This is a genomic window from Mycobacterium sp. IDR2000157661 (genome assembly GCF_022317005.1).
Lineage (GTDB): Bacteria > Actinomycetota > Actinomycetes > Mycobacteriales > Mycobacteriaceae > Mycobacterium.
In genome coordinates, this window is the sequence record NZ_CP081006.1 from 405,188 (window position 1) to 430,622 (window position 25,435).

The window sequence follows — 25,435 nt, forward strand, 5'->3', positions numbered from 1 at the left end:
CGTGATGACTCGATGCCCGGACCACTGGCCGACCTGGCAGCTGCGCGCACATTTCGCCGCGGCGCTGTCGCGGATGTATGCGCTCGAGGTACCGGCTTACGGCGCACTCGTCGACGTCAGCACCGAGGTCAATCGCGACCATGTCGCCGCCACTGCCTGCGCCGAGCGGTTGGGCTCACTGCAGCGGGTCACCGCCGAGCGGCACGGCGCGATCCGGGTCGGCAGCACACGTGAACTCGCCGACGTCGCCGACCTGTTCGCCGCGTTCGGTATGTACCCCGTCGGCTTCTACGATCTGCGCGACGCCACGCCGCCGGTGCCTGTCGTCTCCACCGCGTTCCGCCCGATCGATCCGCAAGAGTTGGCGCGCAACCCGTTTCGGGTCTTCACGTCGGTGCTGGCCAGTGCCGACGAGCGGTTCTTTCCCGCGGGCCTGCGGGCCAGGGTCGAGCATTTCGTGTCGCGACGGGCGCTGTTCGACCCGGCCCTGATCACCGAGGCTCGCCGCATCGCTGCCGACGGCGGCGCCGATCGGGAACGCGCGCAACGCTTCGTCATCGCCGCAGTGTCGGCGTTCGCGCTCTCCGGCGAGCCGATCGACCGGGCCTGGTACGACGAGCTGAACCGGGTTTCGCCCGTCGCGGCCGACATCGCCGGGGTGAGCACCACCCATCTCAACCACCTCACCCCGCGGGTGCTCGACATCGACGAGTTGTACCGGCGGATGACCGCGCGCGGCATCGCGATGATCGACGCGATCCAAGGTCCGCCACGCTGCGACGGGCCCGCAGTGCTGCTGCGACAGACGTCGTTTCGTGCGCTGGCCGAACCGCGCCGATTCCGCGGCGGTGACGGCACCGTGGTGGAGGGCACACTGCGGGTGCGCTTCGGTGAGGTCGAAGCACGCGGCGTCGCGCTGACTCCGCAGGGTCGCGCGCGGTACGACCAGGCGATGGCCGCAACCGATCCCGCCGGGGTGTGGTCGAACTACTTCCCCACCACCGATACCGCCCTGGCGGCGTCGGGCCTGGCGTATTACCGCGGCGGTGATCCCGCCGAACCCGTTGTCTACGAGGATTTCCTACCGGCCTCGGCCGCGGGCATCTTCCGGTCCAACATCGACGTCGACGCCGACGCGCGTTCCGGCGCCGACCTCACGCACTACAGCCAAGACTGGCTGGCCGACCGGATCGGCCGCCACATCCACGACCCCTACGCACTCTATGAGAAAGCGGCATCATGACCACCGTGACGACTTCACAACTGCCCACCGCCGACACGCTCCGGACCCGGGCGCAGGAGGCACTGCGCGCCGCCGGTTGGCGTGGCGACCTCGGCGATCCGAGCGCTGACGGCCTGCCCGCCGGTACGCCGATCACCGGCGACGTGCTGTTCACCGTCGCCGAGACGACGGCACGACAGGCCGACGCGGCGATAGCCGAAGCGGCGGATGCCTTCTCGACATGGCGCACCACACCGGCGCCGGTGCGCGGCGCGCTGGTGGCCCGGCTCGGCGAACTGCTCGTCGGGCACAAGGCCGACATCGCGACGCTGGTGACCATCGAGGCGGGCAAGATCACCTCCGAGGCGCTCGGCGAGGTGCAGGAGATGATCGACATCTGCGAGTTCGCCGTCGGCCTGTCACGCCAGCTGTACGGCAGGACGATCGCCTCCGAGCGGCCCGGGCACCGGCTGATGGAGACCTGGCACCCGCTGGGTGTGGTCGGGGTGATCACCGCGTTCAACTTTCCCGTCGCGGTGTGGGCCTGGAACGCCGCCATCGCTCTGGTGTGTGGGGACACCGTCGTGTGGAAGCCCTCTGAGTTGACGCCGTTGACCGCGCTGGCATGTCAGGCCCTCGTCGAACGGGCCGCCCGCGACGTCGGCGCCCCCGAGCAGGTGAGCCGGCTGATCCAGGGCGCTCGCGAGGTCGGCGAGCAACTGGTCGACGATCCGCGGGTCAGCCTGCTGTCGGCGACGGGTTCGGTGCGGATGGGCAGGCAGGTCGGACCGCGGGTGGCGCAACGATTCGGAAAGGTGCTGCTCGAACTGGGCGGCAACAACGCCGCGATCGTCGCCCCGTCGGCCGACCTGGATCTCGCGGTGCGGGCGATCGTGTTCTCCGCAGCGGGCACGGCCGGCCAGCGCTGCACGTCGCTGCGCCGGCTGATCGTGCACACTTCGGTGGCCGACGAACTCGTCGACCGGATCGCCGCCGCCTATCGGCAACTGCCGCTCGGGGATCCGGCCGCCGACGGCACCCTGGTCGGGCCTCTGATTCATGAGACCGCCTATCGCGACATGGTGCGGGCGCTCGAACGTGCCGCCGCCGACGGCGGTGAGGTGATCGGCGGCGAGCGCCACGACGTCCGCGGAGACGACGGGGACAGCGCCTATTACGTCGCGCCGGCGGTGGTGCGGATGCCCGCACAGACCGAGGTGGTGCACGAGGAGACCTTCGCCCCGATCCTCTACGTCATGACCTATACCGGTCTCGACGAGGCGATTGCACTCAACAACGCCGTACCGCAGGGGCTTTCATCATCGATCTTCACCCTCGACGTGCGCGAGGCGGAACGGTTCCTGGCCGCCGACGGTTCGGACTGCGGTATCGCCAATGTCAACATCGGAACGTCGGGCGCCGAGATCGGCGGAGCGTTCGGCGGCGAGAAGCAGACCGGCGGCGGCCGCGAGTCGGGGTCGGACGCCTGGAAGGCCTATATGCGCAGGGCCACCAACACGATCAACTACTCCTCGGAACTCCCGTTGGCCCAAGGCGTGCACTTCGGGTGACCGCTGACGTCAGAGGATCGGCCTGCCGCCCGTCACCGCCACCCGCGCCCCGGTCACATAGCTGGCCTCGTCGGAGGCGAGCATCACGTACACCGGCGCCAACTCCACTGGCTGACCGGCCCGCCCCAGCGGGGTGTTCTCACCGAACTGCTTGACCTTCTCGGCGGGCATCGTCGACGGGATCAGCGGGGTCCAGATCGGGCCGGGTGCAACGCTGTTGACGCGGATGCCCTTGTCCCCGAGCATCTCGGCGAGGCTGGCGGAGAAGTTCGCGATGGCCGCCTTCGTCGCCGCGTACGGCGCCAGTTTCGGATTCGGCATGTCGGAGTTGACCGAGGAACTCCCGATGATCGCACCACCGGATTCCATGTGCGGCAACGCGGCCTTGACGAGGTAGAAGTAGGCGCCGATGTTCAGCCGGAACGTGTAGTCGAACTCCTCGTCGGAGATCTCGTCGAGGGTGTCGTGCGACATCTGGTATGCGGCGTTGCTGACCAGGATGTCGATGCCGCCGAACTCCTCGACCGCCCTGTCGACCACCGCCTTGCAGTGCTTGGGGTCGGAGAGGTCACCCGGCATCAGCACGCACTTGCGGCCGGCTTCCGTGACGTAGCGCTCGACGTCGCGAGCGTCCTCGTCCTCGTTGAGATACGCGATCAGCACGTCGGCGCCCTCGCGGGCGAACGCGATCGCGACGGCGCGACCGATGCCGCTGTCCCCGCCGGTGACGATCGCGCGCTTGCCCTCCAGCCGCCCGTGTCCCTGGTAGCTGGTTTCGCCGCAGTCGGGCCTCGGCTGCATCTCGGCCTGCACGCCGGGCGGTGACTGCTGCTGTTCTGGGAAGCTCATCGATTCAGGTCCTTCCTGTGGGGCGGTCGGCACGTTGACTACCCCCTCTGTGGTCACTGAACCAACGTCGTGGCGGTGCGCCGCGGCGCTATTGGACATGTGCTACTTACGATGGCGGTATGGCTGAGGCTCGACGTCGCCTGTCCCCCGGCGACCGGCGCAACGAACTGCTGGCGTTGGGCGCCGAAGTGTTCGGCGAGCGGCCCTACGACGAGGTGCGCATCGACGAGATCGCCGAACGCGCAGGCGTCTCCCGCGCGCTGATGTATCACTATTTCCCCGACAAGCGCGCATTCTTCGCCGCCGTCGTGCGCGCCGAGGGCGAACGCCTGTTCGAGGCCACCAACACGCCGCCCGAACCCGGCCAGAGCCTGTTCGACCAGGTGCGCGTCGGCGTGCTGGCCTATCTGCGTTACGACGAGCAACACCCGCACGGAGCATGGGCTGCCTATGTCGGGATGGGGCGCTCGGATCCCGTCCTGCGTGGCATCGAAGACATCGACAACGACCGGCAGGCCGACCGCATCCTGGCCCGCATGCGCAGTGCCCTCGGTGCCGACCTGGACTCCAAGGTCGAGCGTGACGTGCGGATCATCGTCTACGGCTGGCTCGCGTTCACCTTCGAGGTGTGCCGACGCCGGCTGATCGACCCGTCCCTGGACGCCGGCCAGATGGCCGATGCATGCGCGCACGCGCTGCTGGACGCGATCGGCCGCGTGCCGGGCATTCCGCCCGCTCTGCGCGAAGCGGTGGCGCCCGAACGTCGCTGACACCAACTCGAGGACTGGCTCGCGGGCCCGGCTTGTCGGTGCCGTGGAGCAGTATGGGTGGCGATGAGCAGCACCGCCCTCACCCGCTTCAGCGAACTGACCCAGGAGTGGTTCACCGGGACGTTCGCCGAGCCGACGCCCGCCCAGGCACAGGCCTGGGCGGCGATCGCCGACGGTGACAACACCCTGGTCATCGCGCCGACCGGGTCCGGTAAGACGCTGGCGGCGTTCTTGTGGGCGATCGACCGGCTGGCCGCGAGCGAACCGCGGCCCCCGCGGTCGGGCACCCGGGTGCTGTACGTCTCGCCGTTGAAGGCACTGGCCGTCGATGTCGAACGCAACCTGCGCACCCCGCTGACCGGCATCGCCCGGGTGGCCGATCGCACTGGCGTGCCCGCTCCGTCGATCAGTGTCGGGGTGCGATCCGGCGACACCTCGCCCGCGCAGCGCCGAGAGCTGATCACCAACCCGCCGGACATCCTGATCACCACACCGGAGTCGCTGTTCCTGATGCTGACGTCGGCGGCCCGCGACACGCTCGCGGAGGTGCAGACCGTCATCGTGGACGAAGTGCACGCCGTCGCCGCCACCAAGCGTGGAGCGCATCTGGCGTTGTCGCTCGAACGGCTCGACCAGCTGCTCGACAAGCCCGCACAGCGGATCGGGTTGTCGGCGACGGTGCGGCCGCCCGAGGAGGTCGCCCGGTTTCTGTCGGGACAGGCCCGCACCACCGTCGTCGCGCCACCGGCGGCCAAGACGTTCGACCTGTCGGTGCAGGTACCGGTGCCCGACATGGCGAACCTGGAGAACAACACCATCTGGCCTGACGTCGAGGAACGCATCGTCGATCTGATCGAGGCGCACAACTCGTCGATCGTGTTCGCCAATTCGCGACGCCTCGCCGAGCGGCTCACGTCCCGGCTCAACGAGATCCACGCCGAGCGGTCCGACGTCGAACTGGAGACCGGGCCCAACGCCGGGGTCGCCGGCGGGGCACCGGCCTACATCATGGGCAGCGGGCAGGCGTCCGGGGCACCGACGCTCCTTGCTCGCGCCCACCACGGATCGGTCAGCAAGGAACAGCGTGCGCTGGTCGAGGACGACCTCAAGAGCGGCAGGCTCAAGGCCGTCGTCGCGACCTCGAGCCTCGAACTCGGGATCGACATGGGCGCTGTCGATCTCGTGGTCCAGGTCGAGGCGCCGCCGTCGGTGGCCAGCGGTCTGCAGCGCATCGGCCGGGCCGGTCATCAGGTCGGCGAGATCTCCCAGGGCGTGTTGTTCCCCAAGCACCGCACCGATCTGATCGGGTGTGCGGTGACGGTCACCCGGATGCTCGCCGGCGAGATCGAGAGCATGCGGGTGCCGACCAACCCGCTCGACGTGCTGGCCCAGCACACGGTGGCGGCATGTGCGTTGGAGCCGTTGGACGCCGACCGCTGGTTCGACGCGGTGCGACGCAGTGCACCGTTCGCCACGCTGCCCCGAAGCGCGTTCGAGGCGACACTGGACCTGTTGTCCGGCAAGTATCCGTCGACGGAGTTCGCCGAACTGCGACCGCGGCTGGTGTACGACCGCGACGCGGGGACGCTGACCGCCCGCCCCGGCGCGCAGCGGCTCGCGGTGACCAGCGGAGGGGCCATACCCGACCGCGGTCTGTTCACCGTGTACCTGGCCACCGAATCCGAGAAGCCCTCGCGGGTCGGCGAACTCGACGAGGAGATGGTCTACGAGTCGCGCCCGGGTGACGTCATCTCGCTCGGCGCGACCAGCTGGCGGATCACCGAGATCACCCATGACCGGGTGCTGGTGGTTCCCGCGCCCGGCCAGCCCGCACGGCTGCCGTTCTGGCGAGGTGACGGCGTCGGGCGTCCCGCCGAGTTGGGTGCTGCTGTCGGCGCCTTCACCGGCGAGTTGGCCCGGCTCGGCAAAGACGACTTCGTCGCGCGCTGCGGCGCAATGGGTTTCGACGAGTTCGCGACGGACAACCTGTGGCGGCTGATCGACGACCAACGCCAGGCCACCGGCGTGCTGCCCTCAGATGCCACGTTCGTCGTCGAGCGGTTCCGCGACGAGCTCGGCGACTGGCGCGTCATCCTGCACTCCCCGTACGGGTTGCGTGTGCACGGCCCGCTGGCGCTGGCGATATCGCGCCGACTGCGCGAGCGCTACGGCATCGAGGAGAAGCCGACCGCCTCCGACGACGGCATCATCGTGCGGCTGCCCGACACCCTGCCTGATTCAGGAACGCCGCCCCCCGGCGCGGATCTGTTCGTGTTCGACGCCGATGAGATCGAGCCGATCGTCACCGCCGAGGTCGGCGGTTCGGCGCTGTTCGCGTCGCGGTTTCGGGAGTGCGCCGCCCGTGCGCTGTTGCTGCCGCGACGTCATCCCGGCAAGCGCTCACCGCTGTGGCACCAGCGCCAGCGCGCCGCACAGCTGCTCGACGTCGCGCGCAAGTATCCCGACTTCCCGATCGTGCTCGAGGCCGTGCGGGAATGCCTGCAGGACGTCTACGACGTGCCCGCCCTGACCGAACTGATGCACCGCGTGGCGCAACGACGGCTGCGCATCGTCGAGGTCGAGACCACCATGCCGTCGCCGTTCGCCGCCTCGCTGCTGTTCGGCTATGTCGGGGCGTTCATGTACGAGGGCGACAGCCCGCTCGCCGAGCGGCGGGCGGCGGCATTGTCGTTGGACACCGGGCTGCTCGCGGAGTTGTTGGGACGCGTGGAGTTGCGCGAGCTGCTCGACCCGGAAGTGATCGCGAGCACCACCCGGCAGCTGCAACATCTCAGCGACGACCGGCAGGCCCGCGACGCCGAGGGCATCGCCGATCTGTTGCGACTGCTGGGCCCGCTCACCGAGGACGAGATCGGCCGGCGCTGCACCACGTCCGACGTGGGCGGCTGGCTCCACGGGTTGCGCGCCGCGAAACGAGCGTTGACGGTGTCCTTCGCCGACCGCACGTGGTGGGTCGCGGTCGAGGACGTCGGGCTGCTGCGGGACGGTGTCGGGGTCGCAGTGCCCGTCGGCGTGCCGACGGCGTTCACCGAGTCGGTCGACGATCCACTGGGCGAGCTGCTCGGCCGCTACGCCCGCACCCGTGGCCCGTTCTCCACCGGTGACGCGGCGGCCCGGTTCGGGCTCGGTCTGCGGGTCACCGCCGACGTGCTGGGCCGGATGGCGATCGACGGCAACCTCATTCGGGGTGAGTTCACCGACATCGACGTCACCGACCATGGCGCCGGCGCACAGTGGTGCGACGCCGATGTGCTGAAGATCTTGCGGCGCCGGTCGCTGGCCGCGTTGCGCGCGCAGATCGAGCCGGTCAGCACGGCGGCCTACGGACGGTTCCTGCCCGCCTGGCAGCAGGTCGGCTCCACCCACAACGCCGGTACAGACGGGCTGGCGTCGGTGATCGACCAGCTTTCCGGGGTGCCGATCCCCGCGTCGGCGGTGGAACCGCTGGTGCTCGGCCAGCGCGTGCGCGACTATCAGCCTGCGATGCTCGACGAGCTGCTGGCCTCGGGCGAGGTCACGTGGTCGGGTGCCGGGCAGATCGGCGGCGGCACCACCAATTCGGACGGCTGGATCGCGTTCCACATGGCGGATTCGGCGCCGATGACGCTCAGCGCACCGGCCGAGATCGAGCTCACCGACACCCACCGCGCGATCCTCGACACGCTCGGTGGTGGGGGCGCGTACTTCTTCCGGCAGCTGGGCGACAAACCAGGAGAGGAAGTCAAACGCGCGCTGTGGGAACTGATCTGGGCGGGTTGGGTCACCGGCGACACGTTCGCGCCGGTGCGGGCGTTGCTGACCGGCGCCCGCGGCCAGACAGGTCGGCGGGGCGCCCCCGCGCACCGGCAGAAACAGCGCGCCCCGCGGCTGAGCCGCTACAGTGTCGCCAACCCTCAGGCGCGGAGTTCGGATCCGACGGTCGCGGGCCGCTGGTCGGCGCTGCCGGCACCGGAACCGGAATCGACGGTGCGCGCGCACTTCCAAGCCGAACTGCTGCTGGGCCGGCACGGCGTGCTGACCAAGGGAGCCGTCGGCGCCGAAGGGATACCCGGCGGCTTCGCCATGCTTTACAAGGTTCTGACCGCGTTCGAGGACACCGGGCGCTGTCAGCGTGGCTATTTCGTCGAATCGTTGGGCGGCGCGCAGTTCGCCGCGACCTCGACCGTGGACCGGTTGCGCACCTACCTCGACAGCGTCGACCCCGATCAGCGTGAGTATCACGCGGTGGTGATGGCGGCCGCGGACCCGGCCAATCCTTATGGTGCGGCGTTGCCGTGGCCCGCGAAGAAGGCCGGCGACGAGGACAAGACGCATCGTCCGGGCCGCAAGGCCGGCGCACTGGTGGCACTGGTCGACGGCGAACTCACGTGGTTTCTCGAACGTGGGGGGCGCTCGCTGCTGAGCTTCACCGGCGACGCCGACGCGCACGCCGCCGCGGCGGGTGCGCTGGCCGAGTTGGTGGGCAGCGGACGCGTCGGGGCGTTCCTGGTGGAAAAGGTCAACGGCGTGCCGGTGCTCGAACCGGGCGCCGAGGGTGAACGTGCCAGAGTGCACGACGCGCTGCTCGGGGCGGGGTTCAGCCGCACGCCGCGCGGACTGCGCCTGCGCTGACGCAGGCGGATAGGCTGAACCATGCCCGAAGGAGACACCGTGTTTCGCGCCGGCACGAAACTGCGCGAGGCTCTGGTCGGCAAGGTGCTGACCCGCTGTGATGTCCGGGTGCCGAAATTCGCGACCGTCGACCTCACCGGTTGCGCGGTCGACGAAGTACTCAGTCGGGGCAAACACCTGTTCATCCGCGTCGGTGATGCCAGCATCCACTCGCACCTCAAGATGGAAGGCGCCTGGCTGATCGGCGGGCAGATCAGCCGCGTGCCCGAGTACAAGATCCGGATACTGCTGGCCACCAGCGATTCCCGGGCGGCGGGCGTCGACCTGGGAGTGCTCGAAATCCTCGAGCGCGACCACGACATGGAGGCCGTCGCGCACCTCGGACCGGATCTGCTCGGCGACGATTGGGAGCCGCGCACCGCCAGGGCCAACCTGACCGCCGACCCCGATCGGCCGGTGGCCGAGGCCCTGCTGGACCAGCGGGTGATGGCGGGCGTCGGCAACGTCTACGCCAATGAACTCTGCTTCGTCACCGGGTATCTGCCCACGACTCCGGTGAGCAACGTCAAAGACCCGCTGCGGATGGTGCAGCGGGCCCGTGACATGCTGTGGCTCAATCGTTCTCGTGTCAATCGCACCACGACGGGTGACACCCGTAGCGGCCGCGACCTGTGGGTGTACGGCCGTCGTGGCCGACCGTGCCGCCGGTGCGGGACACCGATTCAATCGGACGGCCCGGGTGCCAATCCAAGTGACCGCGTCTCCTACTGGTGCCCCGTCTGCCAGACCTAGGCCCTCAGCCGGGAAGTGCCAGCCGGACGATCTTGCGCACCACCGTCGCGAACTGGCGCGGCAGCGAGCCCTTGTTGTAGGGGATGCCGTAACGCTCGCAGATCTCCTTGACCTCCTCGGAGATCTCGGCATGGCGGTGCGCCGGGATATCCGGGAACAGGTGGTGCTCGATCTGGAACGACAGGTTGCCGCTGAGGATGTGAAACAGCTTCGCCGACTGGGGGCCCGCGAAGCGACGGGGAAATATCCCGGTCAGATTCGCCGAGCCGAGAACCTGACGGAAGTACCACTGGCCGCGGGTCTCGGCCTTGGTCTCCTCGACGGTGAATTCCTGCACGTCGTCGGGGAAGTGGCCGCAGAAGATGATCATGTACGACCACACGTTGCGCATCAGGTTGGCCGTGAGGTTGCCCGCGAGAACCCAGGGTGCGAACGGGCCGGCCAGCAACGGGAAGGCGACGTAGTCCTTGAGCGTCTGACGCTTGGTCTTGCGCCAGATACCCTCGAGGATCTCGCGCTTGTCGGCGATCGAGATCTCACCGGCGCGGATGCGTTCGGTCTCCAGTTCGTGCAGGGCGACGCCGTACTGGAACAGCACCATCAGCAGGAACGCATAGACGGGGTTGCCGAGGAAGTACGGGGTCCACTTCTGGTCCTTGCTCATCCGCAGGATGCCGTAGCCCACATCGCGGTCCATTCCCACGATGTTGGTGTAGGTGTGGTGCATGTAGTTGTGAGAATGGCGCCACTGGTCGGCCGGGCAGGCGGTGTCCCACTCGAACTTCTTGCCCGACAAGGCCGGATCACCGGTCCAGTCGTACTGCCCGTGCATGACGTTGTGGCCGATCTCCATGTTGTCGAGGATCTTCGAGAGTCCGAGCATCGAGGTGCCGGCGAGCCAGAACGGCGGGAAGATGCCACCGAAGAGCAGGGCCCGTCCGCCGATCTCCAGTCCGCGCTGCGCCTTGATGACGCGGCGGATGTAGGTGGTGTCGCGCTCACCGAGGTCGGCGACGATGCGATCCTTGAGCGCGTCGAGTTCGCGACCGAAGGCCTCGGCCTGCTCGGGGGTGAGGCTCACTTTCCGTCCGGCGACGGTCTTCTCGATGGTGCGCGGTTGCGCGGTCGCGGTTGTGGTTGTCATTGTGGTTGTGGTGACGGTCATTTCGTGACTCCTTTTTCGTCAGAGGGCGATGTCGACGTCGCCGAGAGGCACGGACACGCAGATCTGCACGTCCTCCTCCTCGATGCTCGACACCGTGCCGCTGATCAGGTTCTTGACAGCGCCGCGGGTCTTGCGGCGAGTGCAGCTGTGGCAGATGCCCATTCGGCATCCGCTCTCGGGGGTGAGACCGGCCGCCTCGGCCTGGTCCAGCAGCGGGCGGCCGTCGTCGGCAACGGCGACGCTGCTGTCGGTGAAGGCCACCAGGCCGCCGGAGGTCTGCGCGGACGGCGCGAACGTCGGCGGGACGAAGCTCTCGTGGAGCGCGTCGGGGCAGTGCATGCGGACAGCTTCGATCAGTTCCACCGGGCCGCAGGCGAACACCGCGTCGGGCTCCGGCATGGCCTCGGCCAGGTGCGCGGCTCCGAAACGGCCTTCGAGATCGGTGCCTGCAGTGTCGCGCGTGTACCCGTGCAGGACACGCACACCGGTCATCCGGTCGAGTTCGGCCCGGTAGGTCGCCTCGTCCGCGGAGCGTGCGTAGTGGACGAAGGCGATCTCGCCGTCGAAGGCCTCGGCGCGCAGCGTGCGCAGCATCGACATGACCGGCGTGATACCGCTGCCGCCGGAGACGAACAGGATCCGGCGCGGCCGCACGGTCGGCATCACGAACTCGCCGCCCACGGAGTCCAGCCCGACGATCATGCCCGGGCGTGCGTGGTCGTTGAGGTACGGCGAGACGAGGCCGCCGTCGTGCCTGCCGATGGTCAGCTCGATGAGTCGAGCACCCTCGGCGTTGGCCGGAGAGTAGGGCCGGGTGCGCCGACGACCGTCGATCTCGACCGTGAGGTTGATGTGCTGGCCGGCCCGGTGACCGGTGAACGCCTGATTCGGTTCGAGGGTGAGGGTGACGCTGCGGGGCGTCTCGCGGCGCACCGCGACCACCTTCGCGCGAGGGTCCGCCTGGGTCCAGGTCGGGGTGACGAGCTCGGTGTACCGATCCACACCATGCGGCCCGGTGAGCAGGTCGACCAGCGGTGACTTGAGCACCCGCTGTGTCAAAGTTTGAGTGAACATGTGTATACGATGCGCGCCGAACGTTGGCATCGTCAAGGGTAAACGTCCTGTTTGTGGCGGCATTCACACTTGTGAACGTTCGTACGCTCAACTCACGTCATAGCGTTTCGAAAGCGGCCGCATGGGGTAGGCGCCGTCTCCTGGAGGCGGCTTTGGCCATCGGGACATCGGTCCGATCGTCGTCGGCAGTGGTGGAGCCGGTTTCCGCCTTCGACACGCGCGGCGGGGCGGCGGCTGAGTAAACATCTGTACGCTGACACTGTGGCCAGTGAACACATCCATCCGCGGGCCGCGCGATCGAGGAGTTCCGGAAGACCGCGGTCACGCTCTCGCGACGCCCTGACCCGCGAGGAACGCAAGGAAGCCACCCGTCGGGCAATCGTCGCGGCCGCGCTCAAACTCCTCGAGGATCGCAGTTTCTCGGCGCTCAGCCTGCGAGAGGTCACCCGCGAGGCCGGCATTGTGCCCGCTGCCTTCTATCGGCACTTCGATTCGATGGAGGCTCTCGGGCTGGTGCTCATCGACGAGTCGTTCCGCAGTCTGCGCGAGATGCTGCGCGGCGCACGCGCGGGCAAACTGGACCCCAAGCGCGTCATCGAATCGAGCGTCGACATCCTCATCGACGGCGTCAACGAACGTCGCGAGCATTGGCGTTTCATCGGCCGCGAGCGCTCCAGCGGGGTCACCGTCCTGCGTTATGCCATCCGCACCGAGATCCGGCTCATCACGTCCGAACTGGCGATCGACCTCGCTCGCTTCCCCGGGCTGAACACTTGGAGCGGTGAGGATCTCAACATTCTCGCAAGCCTGTTCGTCAACTCCATGATCGTCATCGCCGAGGCGATCGAGGACGCCCACGATCAGGCCGCGCTCGACGAGATCAAGCGGGTGGCCATCAAGCAGCTGCGGATGATCGTCGTCGGTGTCGCCGGCTGGCGCAGCACCGTCTGAGAAACCCGAGGGATTAGCGTGTGCGCATGTCGCACCTGCAGCTGCACTACCCACGCCCGGACATCGCCGTGCTCACCCTCAACCGGCCGGAGAAGCTCAACGCGCTGTCCTATGAGCTCGTCGAGGACCTGCACGCCGGGTTCGAAGGGATCGGCAGAAGCAACGACTGCCGCGCCGTGGTGCTCACCGGGGCCGGTCGTGGTTTCTGTTCCGGGCTGGATCTGACCGACCCGGACCCGCACAAGGCCGGTGAGGGTACGGAGTTCCCTCGCTCGGGCATGCGCTGGCAGGAACGCATCGCCGATCTGACCGCGCGCATCCACCGCCTGCGCCAGCCGGTGATCGCTGCGGTCAACGGCGTCGCCTATGGCGGCGGCATGGGCATCGCGCTGGCATGTGACATCCGCATCGGCACGCCTGCCACGCGGTTCTGCACCCAGTTCATCAAGTTGGGTCTGGGCGGATGCGATATCGGCGTCAGCTATACGCTGCCGAGGATCATCGGTGCAGGGCCGGCGTTCGACTTGATCCTCACCGCACGGGCCGTTGACGGCGACGAGGCGCTGCGCCTTGGCCTGGTATCCCGGCTGTCGGCGAACGAGGCGGTTGTCGATGACGCGCTGGCCATTGCCGAAACACTCTGTGGATACGGCAGGTTCGGCGTCGAATCCACCAAGCAGGTGCTCTGGGCGAACCTCGAAGCATCGAGCCTGGAGGCGGCCCTGCACCTGGAGAACCGCAGTCAGATCCTGGCCTCCACCAGCGGCGAGATGCGAGAGGCTAGCGAGGCGTTCCGCCGCCGTCCACGATGATCACCGTGCCCGTCATGTAGCTGCCCGCGTCGGATGCCAACAACAAAGCGGCGCCGACCATTTCGTCAACCGATGCCAGCCGCTTCATCAGCGTTCCCCCGACCATCGCGTCGATGGCCTCCTGCGGGTTCTTGCGCATCATGTCGGTATCGACCGGCCCGGGTGCGATGGCGTTGACACGAATGCCGCTCGGCGCGAACTCGGCGGCCATCGAGCGTGTGAACGACATCAGCGCCGCCTTACCCGAGGCATAGATCGACAGCGACGGCGCGAAGTTGAAGGCGCCGACCGAAACCATGTTGATCACCGCCGCGTTCGGGCTGTCCTTCAGATACGGCAGGGCGGCCTGCACGAGGAACACCGGTCCGCGCAGATTGACGTCATAGGACTTGGTGAACGCGTCAGTGGTCATCTCTCCCATCGGTTGCGCCAACGCGTTCGCCGCGTTGTTCACCACGACGTCGACGCCACCGAATTCGTCTGCGGTTCTGTGCACCAGCGCCTCGAGCGCCTCGACGTCGCCGAGATGAGTCGGCATACCGATGGCCTGGCCGCCGAGCCCGCATAGATGCTGTGCGGCTTGCTCGCACCCGTCGGACTTACGACTGGCCACCACGACGCGCGCCCCGGCGAGAACGAAACCCTCGGCCAACGCCAGGCCGATGCCCCTGGTGCCGCCCGTGACGATGACGGTGCGGTCGGTCATGTCGAAAAGGCGATCGAATGAAGTGCGGTCCACGAGCGTCAGTCAAACAGATCGCGATGCTCGGCAACGAACCGCTCGGCGGTGTACGAAGCAGCGCGGCCATCGTGGCGATATGCACCACCCGCACGGTGACGGGTACACGGCGCTAGTCGGCCAGCGCCCAGGTCGAGGTGGCGATGAGATCTCCACGTTCCAGCGCGTCGACGCGGTGCTGATGGATCTTGAGGTACTCCTCGTCGGTCACCATCGCCGTGAACGCGGCCGGTGACGGATACTCGACGATGAGAATGGCGTCCCACCATGGCCGTTCGCCGTCACCGACGACCTGGTCCGGAGCTGCGCCCGCGTACCGCACGGTGCCGCCCACACGCTGCAGGTGCGGGCCCGCGGCCTGCATGTAACGCCGGTAGTCCCGTTCACCGCCGTCACGAAACTTCAGCAGGTTGACCATCACCACCGGTTCGTCCGGCGGCCGCGCCGCGAGTGCCTCGAACTGCTCGGGCGTCGGTTCCAGAGCGCTCAACCTCAAATGCACCCGCTGACGCTGACGCGCCGGCCGACGCTGGCACACACGTCGACGTTAGGCGCAGGCGGCACGTACACCGGCGGGGGCGGTGGCGGTGGTGGAGGCGGGGGTGGGGGTGGCGGCGCTCCCGGTGGTGGTGGCGGCGGAGGAGGAGGCGGCGGGGGTGGCGGCGGAGGGAGCTGATTCAAGTACGAGAGCGGGTCGGCGCATCCGGTGACGTCGACGTGTCTTCCACCGACCGATCCACACAGCGTCGCGTCCGCATCCGGTGCGCTGACGGTCACCAGACCGCCGGCGAAGAGCAGCGCGGCCGCGCACAGGCCAATCTTGCGCACATGTCCTCCTTCGAAAACGACCCGCATCGAGGTCGCCGGTCCGATTGTCGCAGCCCGTCGCCGCGCGGGAGGCTGAACCGTTCAGGCATTCGTAACGAAGCCGGTCCAAGCGTCGATGTGTCGAGCGATGCCTCTGCCGGTCCAGCTCTGTCTCGACTCCGTCCAATGTTTGCCAGCGACGAACGTTTCGGGCCCTTATCGGGCGCTGGTGACGGGTGGGCCATAGCTATGCGAACCACTCGGCCCGTGCGTGGCATGCGACGCATTCAGATGCTAGGCTCGGTTCCGCTTGACTCACTTAAACCTAGAATTGCCAACGCAAATGCTCATTCACCAGATAGAGACAGCTGGCTCGGTACCCGCACCGGGGAAGGACACCAAACGCCGTCTCGACATCGAGTCAAGAGTGCTGGGGAGATGCAGGACGCCCCCGAGTAGATGTCAGTAATCCGAATTTGCTAGGCGGTCTCGGCGTATGTCGGGTATCCGCGACCGTCGCTGTTTTCTTATTCCATGGGGGAGCCTCGATGTCCGCTTGCGCCGAAGGACCACGACGCGCACGCACCAGCCGCCGACCGAACGGCCGTCGCGGCCGACTCCGCCGCTCAGTGACCGTGACCGCCGCCCTGCTGGCCGCTCTGACCATGGTCAACAGCCCCGCTCATGCCGCCGAGGCTTGGCAGCGGCAGCGCCCACCCTTGTCGACGCCATGGACACACCTGGTCGGACCGAACAACGCACTGCCCGAATACCCACGTCCTCAGATGGCGCGTCAACGGTGGCTGAACCTCAACGGCGTGTGGGCCTACACCGGCCGTTCACACGGGAACGTGCGGCCCGAACCTCCCCCGTTGAGCGCGTACGACGAGAAGATCCTGGTCCCCTACCCCACCGAGTCGGCGCTGTCAGGCATTCAGCGTCACGACGAGCAGATGTGGTACCGCAAGACCTTCGAGGTCCCGGGAACTTGGCGCGGGCAACGGGTCCTGTTGCACTTCGGCGCCGTCGACCAGATCGCCACCGTGTGGGTGAACAACCGGCAGGTCGCTCACCACGAAGGCGGATACACCGCTTTCAGCGCCGACATCACCGAGGCGCTGCGCTGGTCCGGCCGGCAGGACATCGCGGTGCGGGTGGAAGACCGCAACGAGAACCACCCCTTCGCCCTCGGCAAGCAACGCAGCGATCCCAGTGGCCTCTTCTACACCGGCGCCTCGGGGATCTGGCAGACGGTGTGGATGGAACCGGTGCGCGCCACCCACATCCACAAGCTCGACATCACCCCAGACCTGACCGGTTTCACCGTCAAGCCACGCGTGACCGGCGAGGCCGAGGTCGCCGACGTCGTGGTTTCGGCGCCCGGCGGCGCGATCGTGTCCCGCGTATCCGGGAAACCGGGTGAGCCGTTACGGGTGCCCGTACCGAAGCCCCGGCTGTGGACACCGGAGGATCCTCATCTCTACGACCTGACGGTGCGACTGGTCGGTGCGTCGGGCAAGGTCGTCGACGAGGTGGAAAGCTATGGCGGCCTTCGTACCATCAGCACGGTCAGGGATCCGCAAGGTAGGCCGCGAATCGCTCTGAACAACAACATCACTTTCCTGCACGGCCCCCTGGACCAGGGCTACTGGCCGGACGGTATCTACACCGCACCCACCGACGACGCACTGCGCTTCGACCTCGAGCGCATCAAGGCTCTCGGCATGAACTTCGTGCGCAAGCATGCGAAGGTCGAGCCCGCCCGTTGGTACTACTGGGCCGACCGGCTGGGACTGCTGGTGTGGCAGGACATGCCGTCGCTGAATGTGTCGCTCGACAACCCGATCGGCCCCGCCCCCGATCCGGTGCCGCAAGCGAAAGCCAACTTCGAGCGCGAGCTCGTCGCGATGATCGACCAATTACGCAGCGTCACTTCGGTCGTCGGCTGGGTGCCGTTCAACGAGGGTTGGGGCGAATTCGACACGGCCAGGATCGCTCAGCTGGCCAAGCGGATCGATCCGACGCGGATGGTGAACGCCAACAGCGGCGTGAACTGCTGCAAGTCGCGACCGGACAGCAGAGCCGGTGACGTCTACGACGACCACACCTACGTCGGTCCCGGAAGCCCTGTGCTACTCAACAATCCAGCCACCCCGCAGGACGATCGACTGATGCTCGGCGACCGGCCCATCCCGCTGGAGCAGCGCGTCGTGGTCGACGGTGAGTACGGTGGCCTCGGGCTTGTGCTCGACGGCAATGCATGGCCGGGACGGCCGCAGGCTTATGAGATGACCGACAGCCGCGCCCGGCTGACCGAACGCTACATCGAGGTCAGCCGGGCCCTCGAAGAGGCGGTCCGCCGCGGTGGCCTGTCCGGTGCCGTCTACACCCAGACCACCGACGTCGAGAACGAGGTCAACGGATTTCTCAGCTATGACCGTTGGCTGGTCAAGGTGATGCTGCGACCCGTCGCCGACCGAAACCGCGCGGTGATCGCCGCGGGGGCGCGACTGGATCACGGGCCGGACCGGCGCGACTAGGCGGCTTCTCGCGCCTACCCCCTATGAATACAAAGCTAGGGTTTTCCCTGATTCCTCCGGGACTGCTGGGCCATACGTTTGCGGTGCGGCGCATCCTGCGTCGTTGAGGTCTTCTCCTTGCGAAGGGTGCCGTCATGGCCGCACAGTCTTCTCGTTCCATCGCAGTCGGCAATCGCGCTGCGCGTCGGGCGCGGCGGACCCGGGCACTTGAGGCGGGTTCTGAGCAGAGGGTCGGTGATCTCCTCACGGCTGGCCGCCACCGTCTGACGCCGGCGTCCGATGGCGGCTACGGCCGCTATGTGGGCCGGGTGGGCGCGTTGGCAGTCGCCCTGGGCGTCGGGATTGCTGTGGCGACCGGTTCTGGCGGCGGCATGGGGGTGGCGCGCGCCCAGGACGGTGGCGAAACAAGCGAAACCACCTCGCAAACCGGAGAGACGCCCACTACTGATACCAGCACGGATGATGCGAAGCAGGCCGGTACCGACACCGACACCGGCGCTGCGGGTGTGGTCCCCGAGCCGGGTATTGCCAGCGGCCTCAACGAGACGGGTGCGGCTGGTGGTCCGGGCGGCGCCGCGGTACCGGAGATGAACGTCAGCGTCAGTGGCGGTGCGCAGGTGTCGCGCCAAGGTGAAACCGCGCAGCCTCAGCGAGATTCACACCAAGGCGAAGAGAAGGAAGACGTCGGCGGGCAGACCTCCACACCCCCAACGCCCCCCGCAGTCCCGGCATTTCTCCCGACGCCTCCTCCTGCTGCGAGCGATAGCGTGCCTACCGAGAAAGACGCGCAAACCGTTGTCGGGCTGACCAATCCGAAGGCCAGTAGCAAGCCGGCGGGTCGTGCCGAGCCGCAGCCCGGGAGTTCAGCGGAGCGACCCTCGGCCAATGAACCGGTTGGATCCCTCGGCACGATCGCACGCAGTGAGCAGTTCGCCGAGGTGCGGTTGTTCTCCGCACCCGCCGTCCCCGGTGCTGAGTCGACGATGTCAGTGCACGCCGCCGGTACGCCGGCACCGGCGCCGTTGCGGTCCCAGCCGTCCAATCTGGTCGAGGCGGTGCTCGGCGCGCCGATGGTCTTGGCCAACATCGCCCTTACCGCAGTGTCGGCATTGTTGACCTCGGTGGTGGCGCCCGGCCCGACCACCCCGGACCCTCCGGTAATGCTGTTAGTCGTGCTCGGCTGGGTGCAGCGGGAATTGCAGCGCACGTTCTTCAACCGGAACGCCACCGCCGTCGCAGATGCGATCAGCACCTCTGAAGACGCGGGAGTCTCCATCCCCGTCCTGGCCAACGACACCGACCCCGACCTCAGCGCCGGTGATGTGCTCACCGTCACCGACTACACCCAACCGGCCAACGGCTCGGTGGTTCTCAACTCCGACGGCACCTTCACGTATACGCCGGACGCCGACTTCAACGGCACCGACGCCTTCAGCTACACGATCTCCGACGACGCCAGCCGCTGGCACTTCGATGGTCTCGCCGGGCTTTTCGGTGGGGGTGTGCGCTCCTCCACCGCCTCAGTGACGGTCACCGTCACTGCGTCACCGAACCCAGAGAACCAGGCACCCATCCTCACGCTGCCGGCGCCAGGCACCCTTGTCCCGGACGGCAACGGCGATGTCACGTTCTCGGTCAGCGGCACCGACCCGGATGGATCCTCAGTCACGTTCAGCGCGAACACAACTCAAGGTGCCATCACCCAGATCACGCCCACCACCTTCCGCTACACGCCCGGTGACTATTCGCACGCCCTGGCCGCCGATGGCTATCCGGGCCCGGACACCGCGACGATCACCGTGACGGCCACCGACGGCAACGGGGGCACCACCACGTCGACGTTCACGGTGCCGGTGACACCCACCAACGCACCGCCGGCGCCGGCAGGTCCCGCAGCTACCGGAGCACCCAACCCGGGCAATGGCGCTGTGCCGATCTCCTTCCCGGTGACCGACGCCGACCAGGACGCGCTGACCTTCACCGACGACACCGACCGGGGTGACCTCGCGGTCGTCAACGGCCAGTTGGTGTTCGTCCCGACCGCCCAAGCTCGCCACGCTGCCACCGCCGACGCTGCAACCACCGCGGACAAGAAAGTCACGTTTACCATCACCGCCAGCGACGGTCACGGCGGAACGACGTCAACGTCGGTGACCGTCGACATGGAGTCATCCGGCGTCGTGAGCACCCTGATCGCGCCGGGCACTTCCGTCGGTGGATTGCAGTACTCGCCAGACGGCAGCCGCGCGATTCTCACCACACAGACAACTGAATACGACGCCGAGACCCAGACCTACACCACAACCACCCGGCTGGTGACCATCGACACGGCCACCGGTCAGCAGGTCGGCGCCGCCACAACCCTCGAGGGGCAAGCAAACTACGGCTACTACGAGAGTTATGAACGGGCGAAGTTCAGTGCGGACGGAACGCGTGCATCGCAAGTCACCAGAACCGTGACCTACGACAGCGCCACGGGCTACACCTACATCACCCGGGTGGCCGTTGTCGACACAGTCACCGGTACGCAGGTCGGTGACACGATCACCCGGACCGGCTCGTACATCGCCACTCAATACAGTGCCGACGGCACCCGGCTGGTCCTGACGACGGCCGAATCGGCGATCGACAGTGCCGCCGGCACGTCCACCCCGACCGTCCGGGTGACCGTCGTCAACCCCGCCACCGGACAGCAGGTCGGCCCCGACCTGACCTTGGCCGGTCAATACCGCACGACCGAGTTTGGGGCCGACGGGACCGCCGCGATCACGGCTCAGGAATCGATTCGCGACGAGGAGACCGGTAGCTACACCTACACGACCCGGGTGGCCGTCATCGACCTGACGACCGGCGACCGGGTGGGAGACGTCACCACGGTCGCCTACTACGGCTCGTCGGAAGGCTGGTCGTCGATGTCGACCCCTGACGGCACCCGCATCGTCCGGACCATCAGTGAGCAGACGTACGACGAAGCGACCTCGTCTCACGTCGAAACGACGCGCGTCGTCGTCATCGACACCACCGACGGCCAGCAGGTGGGTACCACTGTCACGCTCGCGGGCCGCGACGCCTCATTCCAGCTCACTGCCGACGGCAGTCGAGCCGTGGTCACCACGAGGGAACAACGGTACGACCAGTCGACGTATTCGTACGTCGACACGATCCGGGTCGCCATGGTGGACACCGCCACCGGTGAGCAAATCGGCAACACATTGGCACAGAACGGCTCCCAGAGAGAAACTCAACTCAGTGCCGACGGTTCGCGCGCCGTGTTGACCGTCAGCGAACGACTGCAGTACGACCAATACAGCGGGACATACGCGTACACAACGCGAGTGACGGTCCTCGACACGGCGAGCGCCGGGCAGATCGGCGCGACGACCACGCTGACGGGCTCCTCTTCCGGGCTGCAGTTCACTGCCGATGGCACTCGGGCGGTGGTGACCTCGGTTGACCAGACGTACAACTGGATCACCGGAGTGAACACCTACAGCACTCAGGTCGCAGTCATCGACACCGACACCGGCAGCCAGGTCGGGAGCACCACGACCGTGGCCGGCTACGCCTACTCTGGAAGCTACGGCGACGTTCAGCTGACTGCCGATGGCACCAGGGCGGTCGTGATCGGCGAGATCTACGACACCACCCCCGGCGCACGCTCCCGCACCTCGAGCGTGGCCGTCATCGATGTCGTCACCGGGGAACAGGTCGGTACCGCCGTCACGCTGTCCGGCGTTGCGGCACCACCGAAGTTCTTCGCCGACGACACCCGCGCGATCATCACCGCCGAGCGAGAGATCTATGTCGACGGGCTGCGGACATACACCTACACCACCACCATCGCCCTGATCGACGTCACGACCGGTAATCAGATCGGCTCCACCGCCACAGTGAGCGGTGCTACGAGCAAGACGCTGCTCAACGCCGATGAGACCCGTCTCGTCCAGGTCACGAACGACCGCGACCCGATGTCGAACGGCTACAGCGCTCGGATCACCGTGGTCGACACCGCGACCGGTGACCAAGTGGGCCAAACAGTCACCGTGCGCGGTCAAGTCGAGCCATACAGCTACCGCGGCAGCGTCAATCCGACACCCTTCACCCCCGACGGCGCCCGCCTGGTCGTGACCACCCAAGGTTACGACTACGACGAGGATTATCGGACCCGCTACACCACCCGGGTCGTCTTCGTCGACCTCGAAACGGGCGCCCAGGTCGGCACCACGACCGTCCTGGCCGGTAACACTGACGGCGATATTCAGTTCAGCGCCGACGGCACCCGCGCCGTCCAGACCACGTACGCCTACACGCAGACCGATGACAACACCACGACCTACTCCACACAGGTGGCCGTCATCGACGCCGCCACGGGCACGCAGGTCGGCCCCACCACCGTGATGAGCGGCAACCCTTACGGCACGGTGCTGAGCGCCGACAGCGCCCGCGCGATCCAGACCGCCTATGACGGCGACGGTTCCGATGCCGCCACCCGGGTCGCCGTCATCGATCTGGCCACCGGCCACCAGATCGGCGTCTCAGCGGCGTTGCCGGGCTCGCCGGCGGGAACGGCCCGGCTCAGCGCCGACGGCACCCGCATCACCATGACCACATGGGCGTCACCCAACACCTCTGTCACCGTCATCGACATCGATCAGACGGGTGTCAACCAGCGCCCGACCGTCGCCGTCCCGATCGAGGTCAACGACCCCGACGCCGAAGGCGCGGTCACCGGGTCGGCACAGTTCACCGACCCCGACGGTGACACGCTGAGCTACGTCGGTACGGGCGCGACCGCCAGGGGCAGCGTCATCGTCGCCGCCGACGGCAGCTTCGTCTACACACCCGCCAAGATCGCGCGACTCGCGGCGGCGAAAGTCTCCGCCTCCCCCGACGCCAAGCAGGACCACTTCACCATCACCGCCTACGACGGTCACGGCGGAGCGACATCGATCGTGGTCACCGTGCCGATCGAGGCGAAAAACACGGCGCCCGTGACTTCCCCGACAATCGGTGACTTCGCCAACGGTGTGCTGACCGGCAGCGTCAACGGCACCGATGTCGACGGCGACTCACTGACGTACTCGGTGACATCCCAGGGCGGCAAGGGAAGCGTCGCGGTGAACGCGACCACGGGCGCATTCACCTACACGCCCACCGCCGACGCCCGTACCGCCGCCTCGGCCACCTCCAATGACGTCGACACCGACACGTTCGTCATCACCGTCAGCGACGGCCGCGGGGGCAGCGTCGATCAAACCATCACCGTCGACGTAGCGCAGAACGGGGTCATTGCCGACGCGCACGTCGACCTACCCGCCTCAGGTGCCCTCCAGTACAGTCCCGACGGCAGCCGCGCGATCCGCGTCACCACCGTGCGGGTCAGAGTCAACGATGACTACTACAGCTACGACTACGTGGACAGAACCTCGATCGCGGTCATCAACACGGCCACCGGCGCGCAGATCGGCGAGACCGTCGTCATCGACGGCGACCAATCGCAGTACGCCCTGCGCTACAGCGCCGATGGTGCTTACGCCAGCCTGGTCACTGCGGTGAGGTACTCCAACAACTACTCCGGGGCGTACACCACCCGAGTGGCGATCATCGACACCGCGACCGGTGCAGTCACCGTCACGACCCTCGCCGGTGCGCCGTCGTCGAAGACGACATTCACGACTGACGGCAAGTATGCGGTCCAGACGACGACCGCCTCGCGCTACGCGTACGCGGACGGCACCTACACCTACGCATCCGAGATCGCCGTCATAGAGACCGGCACCGGTGCGGTCACCAAAGTTGAAGTGCCCGTAGGCTTGTCGGGATTAGCTGAGAATGGCGGTGGGGCACTCGACGCGACGGGAACCCGCACCATCTATCTGGTCACTCGCGACGGCTCGAACGGCGCACTGTTCGTCGACACCGCAACCGGCACCGTCACCGAGTACTCGGTCTCGGGCAGCTCGAACGTCCGGCTCTCCGAGGACCGCTCCCGCCTGATCGTCCAGACCTACGAGTACGCCCCGAACACCTACCAGTTGGTGGCTACCCGGTTCTCCGTCGTCGACACCGCCACCGGACGGCAGGTCGGCTCCACCGTCGCGTCCGTCGGTAATCAGTACGGGGGTTACTACGCGAACGGCAACCAGATCATCGTCGTTGTACAGGATTCCTCGAGCGGAACGACCGTCGCACGGCTCACGGCGATCGACCTCACCACCGGCACCCAGGTTGGCAGCACGGCCACCATCGGGGGTCCGGTGTATCAGCTCCAGTACACCGCCGACGGCAGCCGTGCGTTCGTTTCTCAGTATGGCAACGGAGCCGTCACGGTCCTCGATACTGCGACGTTCACGACGCTCGGCACCATCTCAAACCTCGGCCTGTACGTCAGTGACGTGGAGTTCGGCGAAGACCGTGCGGTTCTCTTGGGCCGCTCCGGAAGCTCCACCAGTAATCAGGTCACGAAAGTCGCGATCGTAGACATCGCCACCGGCGCCCAACTCGGCTCCACTCTCGAGGTGGGGGGGTACGGCTCGGCGCAGTTCACCGCTGACGGAAGCCGGGTGGTGATCAGCACTCCCTACTCCGGCACCACCAGCGTCGCAGTCCTGAACGCCTCGACCGGCGCACAGGTGGGAACCACGGTCACACTCGTCGGCTCCGGCCAGACGAACATCGATCCCACCGGCTCCCGCGCGGTAATGGTGGCGAGAACGTACGACTCGAGTACCAACAGCTGGACCAGTTCTCGGCTTGCCGTCGTCGATCTCGCCACCGGCACTCAGATCGGAACCTCGTTCGAAACGTCCGGCTACTTCGAGGCGACGTTGAGTCCCACCGGCGATGTGGTGGCAGTGAATACCCGCGAAGGCGTCGACGCGAGCAGCTATGCCACTCGGGTGACGCTGCTGGACACGGCGACCGGCGCACAGCTGGGAAGCACGATCACCCAGGCGGGCCACGGATCCCTCAGCTTCACCGCCGACGCCACCCGTGTCGCGGTGTACAGCCAAACCTTCGGCGGTGGCGTCGAACAACAAGCGGTCACGATCACCGTGCTCGACGCGACCTCCGGCGCGCAGCTGGGCAACACCATCACCTTCAACGGCCAGAATCGAGGCTTCGCCTCGACTCTCGACGGAACGCGTCTACTGGTTGCGACATTCGCCGACGATCCCGCAGCGACCCACGTCGTCGTTGTCGACGTCACCACCGGCACACAGGCAGGCGACGCCGTGACCCTGCCGGGGGAGGCGCACTATTACGACATCAGGCTCAGTGCCGACGGCACCCGAGCAATTCTCGACACATACGGCTACGGCGAGCCCGACAACCTCCATCGCGTGGTGGTGGTCGACACGGTCACCGGGACAACGCAGACGTACGCCGTGCGCGGAGAAAAGCTCGGGGCAGTTCGCTTCGCGTCGGACGACATGCGGATCATCGTCGACACTCATGACGACACGGCCCCGGGCGGGGTCAGCAACCGGACAACCATCATCGAGCTCTGA

15 protein-coding genes are annotated in these 25,435 nt (G+C 67.3%); 9 read left to right on the forward strand and 6 right to left on the reverse strand.

The window, feature by feature from the left end; all coding sequences use genetic code 11:
• Positions 1-4 precede the first annotated feature (4 nt).
• Both hglS and amaB read left to right on the forward strand, forming a co-directional pair.
• On the forward strand, positions 5-1,243 hold the full coding sequence (gene hglS / locus K3G64_RS02890; RefSeq protein ID WP_238888862.1) for a 2-oxoadipate dioxygenase/decarboxylase: 1,239 nt from the start codon (positions 5-7) through the stop codon (positions 1,241-1,243).
• Entirely contained in the window at positions 1,240-2,793 is a 1,554-nt protein-coding gene (amaB, locus tag K3G64_RS02895) for an L-piperidine-6-carboxylate dehydrogenase (protein ID WP_238888864.1), read from the forward strand. The genes hglS and amaB overlap by 4 nt, the downstream gene beginning before the upstream one ends.
• Before the next feature lie 9 nt (positions 2,794-2,802).
• Here amaB and K3G64_RS02900 read toward each other — a convergent pair whose 3' ends face one another.
• Positions 2,803-3,642 carry a glucose 1-dehydrogenase gene (locus tag K3G64_RS02900; protein ID WP_238888866.1) on the reverse strand — a complete coding sequence of 280 codons (840 nt, stop codon included), beginning with the start codon at positions 3,640-3,642 and terminating at the stop codon, positions 2,803-2,805.
• A 119-nt stretch (positions 3,643-3,761) separates the two neighbouring features.
• On the opposite strand from K3G64_RS02900, the gene K3G64_RS02905 reads away from it, so the two are divergent.
• From K3G64_RS02905 to nei2, 3 genes are all read left to right on the forward strand, one after another.
• Complete coding sequence (locus K3G64_RS02905; protein WP_238888868.1) at positions 3,762-4,412, forward strand: TetR/AcrR family transcriptional regulator; 651 nt, start codon at positions 3,762-3,764, stop codon at positions 4,410-4,412.
• A gap of 63 nt (positions 4,413-4,475) precedes the next feature.
• Complete coding sequence (locus tag K3G64_RS02910; RefSeq protein ID WP_238888870.1) at positions 4,476-9,044, forward strand: ATP-dependent helicase; 4,569 nt, start codon at positions 4,476-4,478, stop codon at positions 9,042-9,044.
• A gap of 21 nt (positions 9,045-9,065) precedes the next feature.
• Entirely contained in the window at positions 9,066-9,836 is a 771-nt protein-coding gene (gene nei2 / locus K3G64_RS02915) for an endonuclease VIII Nei2 (protein ID WP_238888871.1), read from the forward strand.
• A gap of 4 nt (positions 9,837-9,840) precedes the next feature.
• Here the strand turns inward: nei2 and K3G64_RS02920 are convergent, their stop codons facing one another.
• Both K3G64_RS02920 and K3G64_RS02925 read right to left on the reverse strand, forming a co-directional pair.
• Positions 9,841-11,001, reverse strand: coding sequence for a fatty acid desaturase family protein (locus K3G64_RS02920; RefSeq protein ID WP_370647076.1), 1,161 nt, complete (start codon positions 10,999-11,001; stop codon positions 9,841-9,843).
• An 18-nt stretch (positions 11,002-11,019) separates the two neighbouring features.
• Positions 11,020-12,075, reverse strand: a complete 1,056-nt coding sequence (locus K3G64_RS02925; RefSeq protein ID WP_238888872.1) for a ferredoxin reductase — start codon at positions 12,073-12,075, stop codon at positions 11,020-11,022.
• A 261-nt stretch (positions 12,076-12,336) separates the two neighbouring features.
• On the opposite strand from K3G64_RS02925, the gene K3G64_RS02930 reads away from it, so the two are divergent.
• Both K3G64_RS02930 and K3G64_RS02935 read left to right on the forward strand, forming a co-directional pair.
• A complete protein-coding gene (locus K3G64_RS02930; protein WP_238888873.1) occupies positions 12,337-13,026 on the forward strand; it encodes a TetR family transcriptional regulator in 690 nt (229 codons plus the stop codon).
• Positions 13,027-13,052: 26 nt separating this feature from the next.
• Positions 13,053-13,838 carry an enoyl-CoA hydratase/isomerase family protein gene (locus K3G64_RS02935; protein WP_238888874.1) on the forward strand — a complete coding sequence of 262 codons (786 nt, stop codon included), beginning with the start codon at positions 13,053-13,055 and terminating at the stop codon, positions 13,836-13,838.
• Here K3G64_RS02935 and K3G64_RS02940 read toward each other — a convergent pair.
• From K3G64_RS02940 to K3G64_RS02950, 3 genes are all read right to left on the reverse strand, one after another.
• A complete protein-coding gene (locus K3G64_RS02940) occupies positions 13,807-14,577 on the reverse strand; it encodes an SDR family NAD(P)-dependent oxidoreductase (RefSeq protein WP_238888875.1) in 771 nt (256 codons plus the stop codon). The two genes, K3G64_RS02935 and K3G64_RS02940, sit on opposite strands and share 32 nt — an antisense overlap.
• Before the next feature lie 112 nt (positions 14,578-14,689).
• Positions 14,690-15,079, reverse strand: a complete 390-nt coding sequence (locus K3G64_RS02945; RefSeq protein WP_238888876.1) for a DUF1330 domain-containing protein — start codon at positions 15,077-15,079, stop codon at positions 14,690-14,692.
• The gene (locus K3G64_RS02950; RefSeq protein WP_238888877.1) at positions 15,070-15,405 is read right to left on the reverse strand and encodes an RNA-binding protein; all 336 of its coding nucleotides are present in this window, start codon (positions 15,403-15,405) and stop codon (positions 15,070-15,072) included. Before K3G64_RS02950 ends, K3G64_RS02945 begins: the two co-directional genes overlap by 10 nt.
• 644 nt (positions 15,406-16,049) lie before the next feature.
• Here K3G64_RS02950 and K3G64_RS02955 point away from each other — a divergent pair.
• Positions 16,050-17,924, forward strand: coding sequence for a glycoside hydrolase family 2 protein (locus K3G64_RS02955; RefSeq protein ID WP_238950372.1), 1,875 nt, complete (start codon positions 16,050-16,052; stop codon positions 17,922-17,924).
• Positions 17,925-18,691: 767 nt separating this feature from the next.
• Positions 18,692-25,435, forward strand: coding sequence for an Ig-like domain-containing protein (locus tag K3G64_RS02960; protein WP_238888878.1), 6,744 nt, complete (start codon positions 18,692-18,694; stop codon positions 25,433-25,435).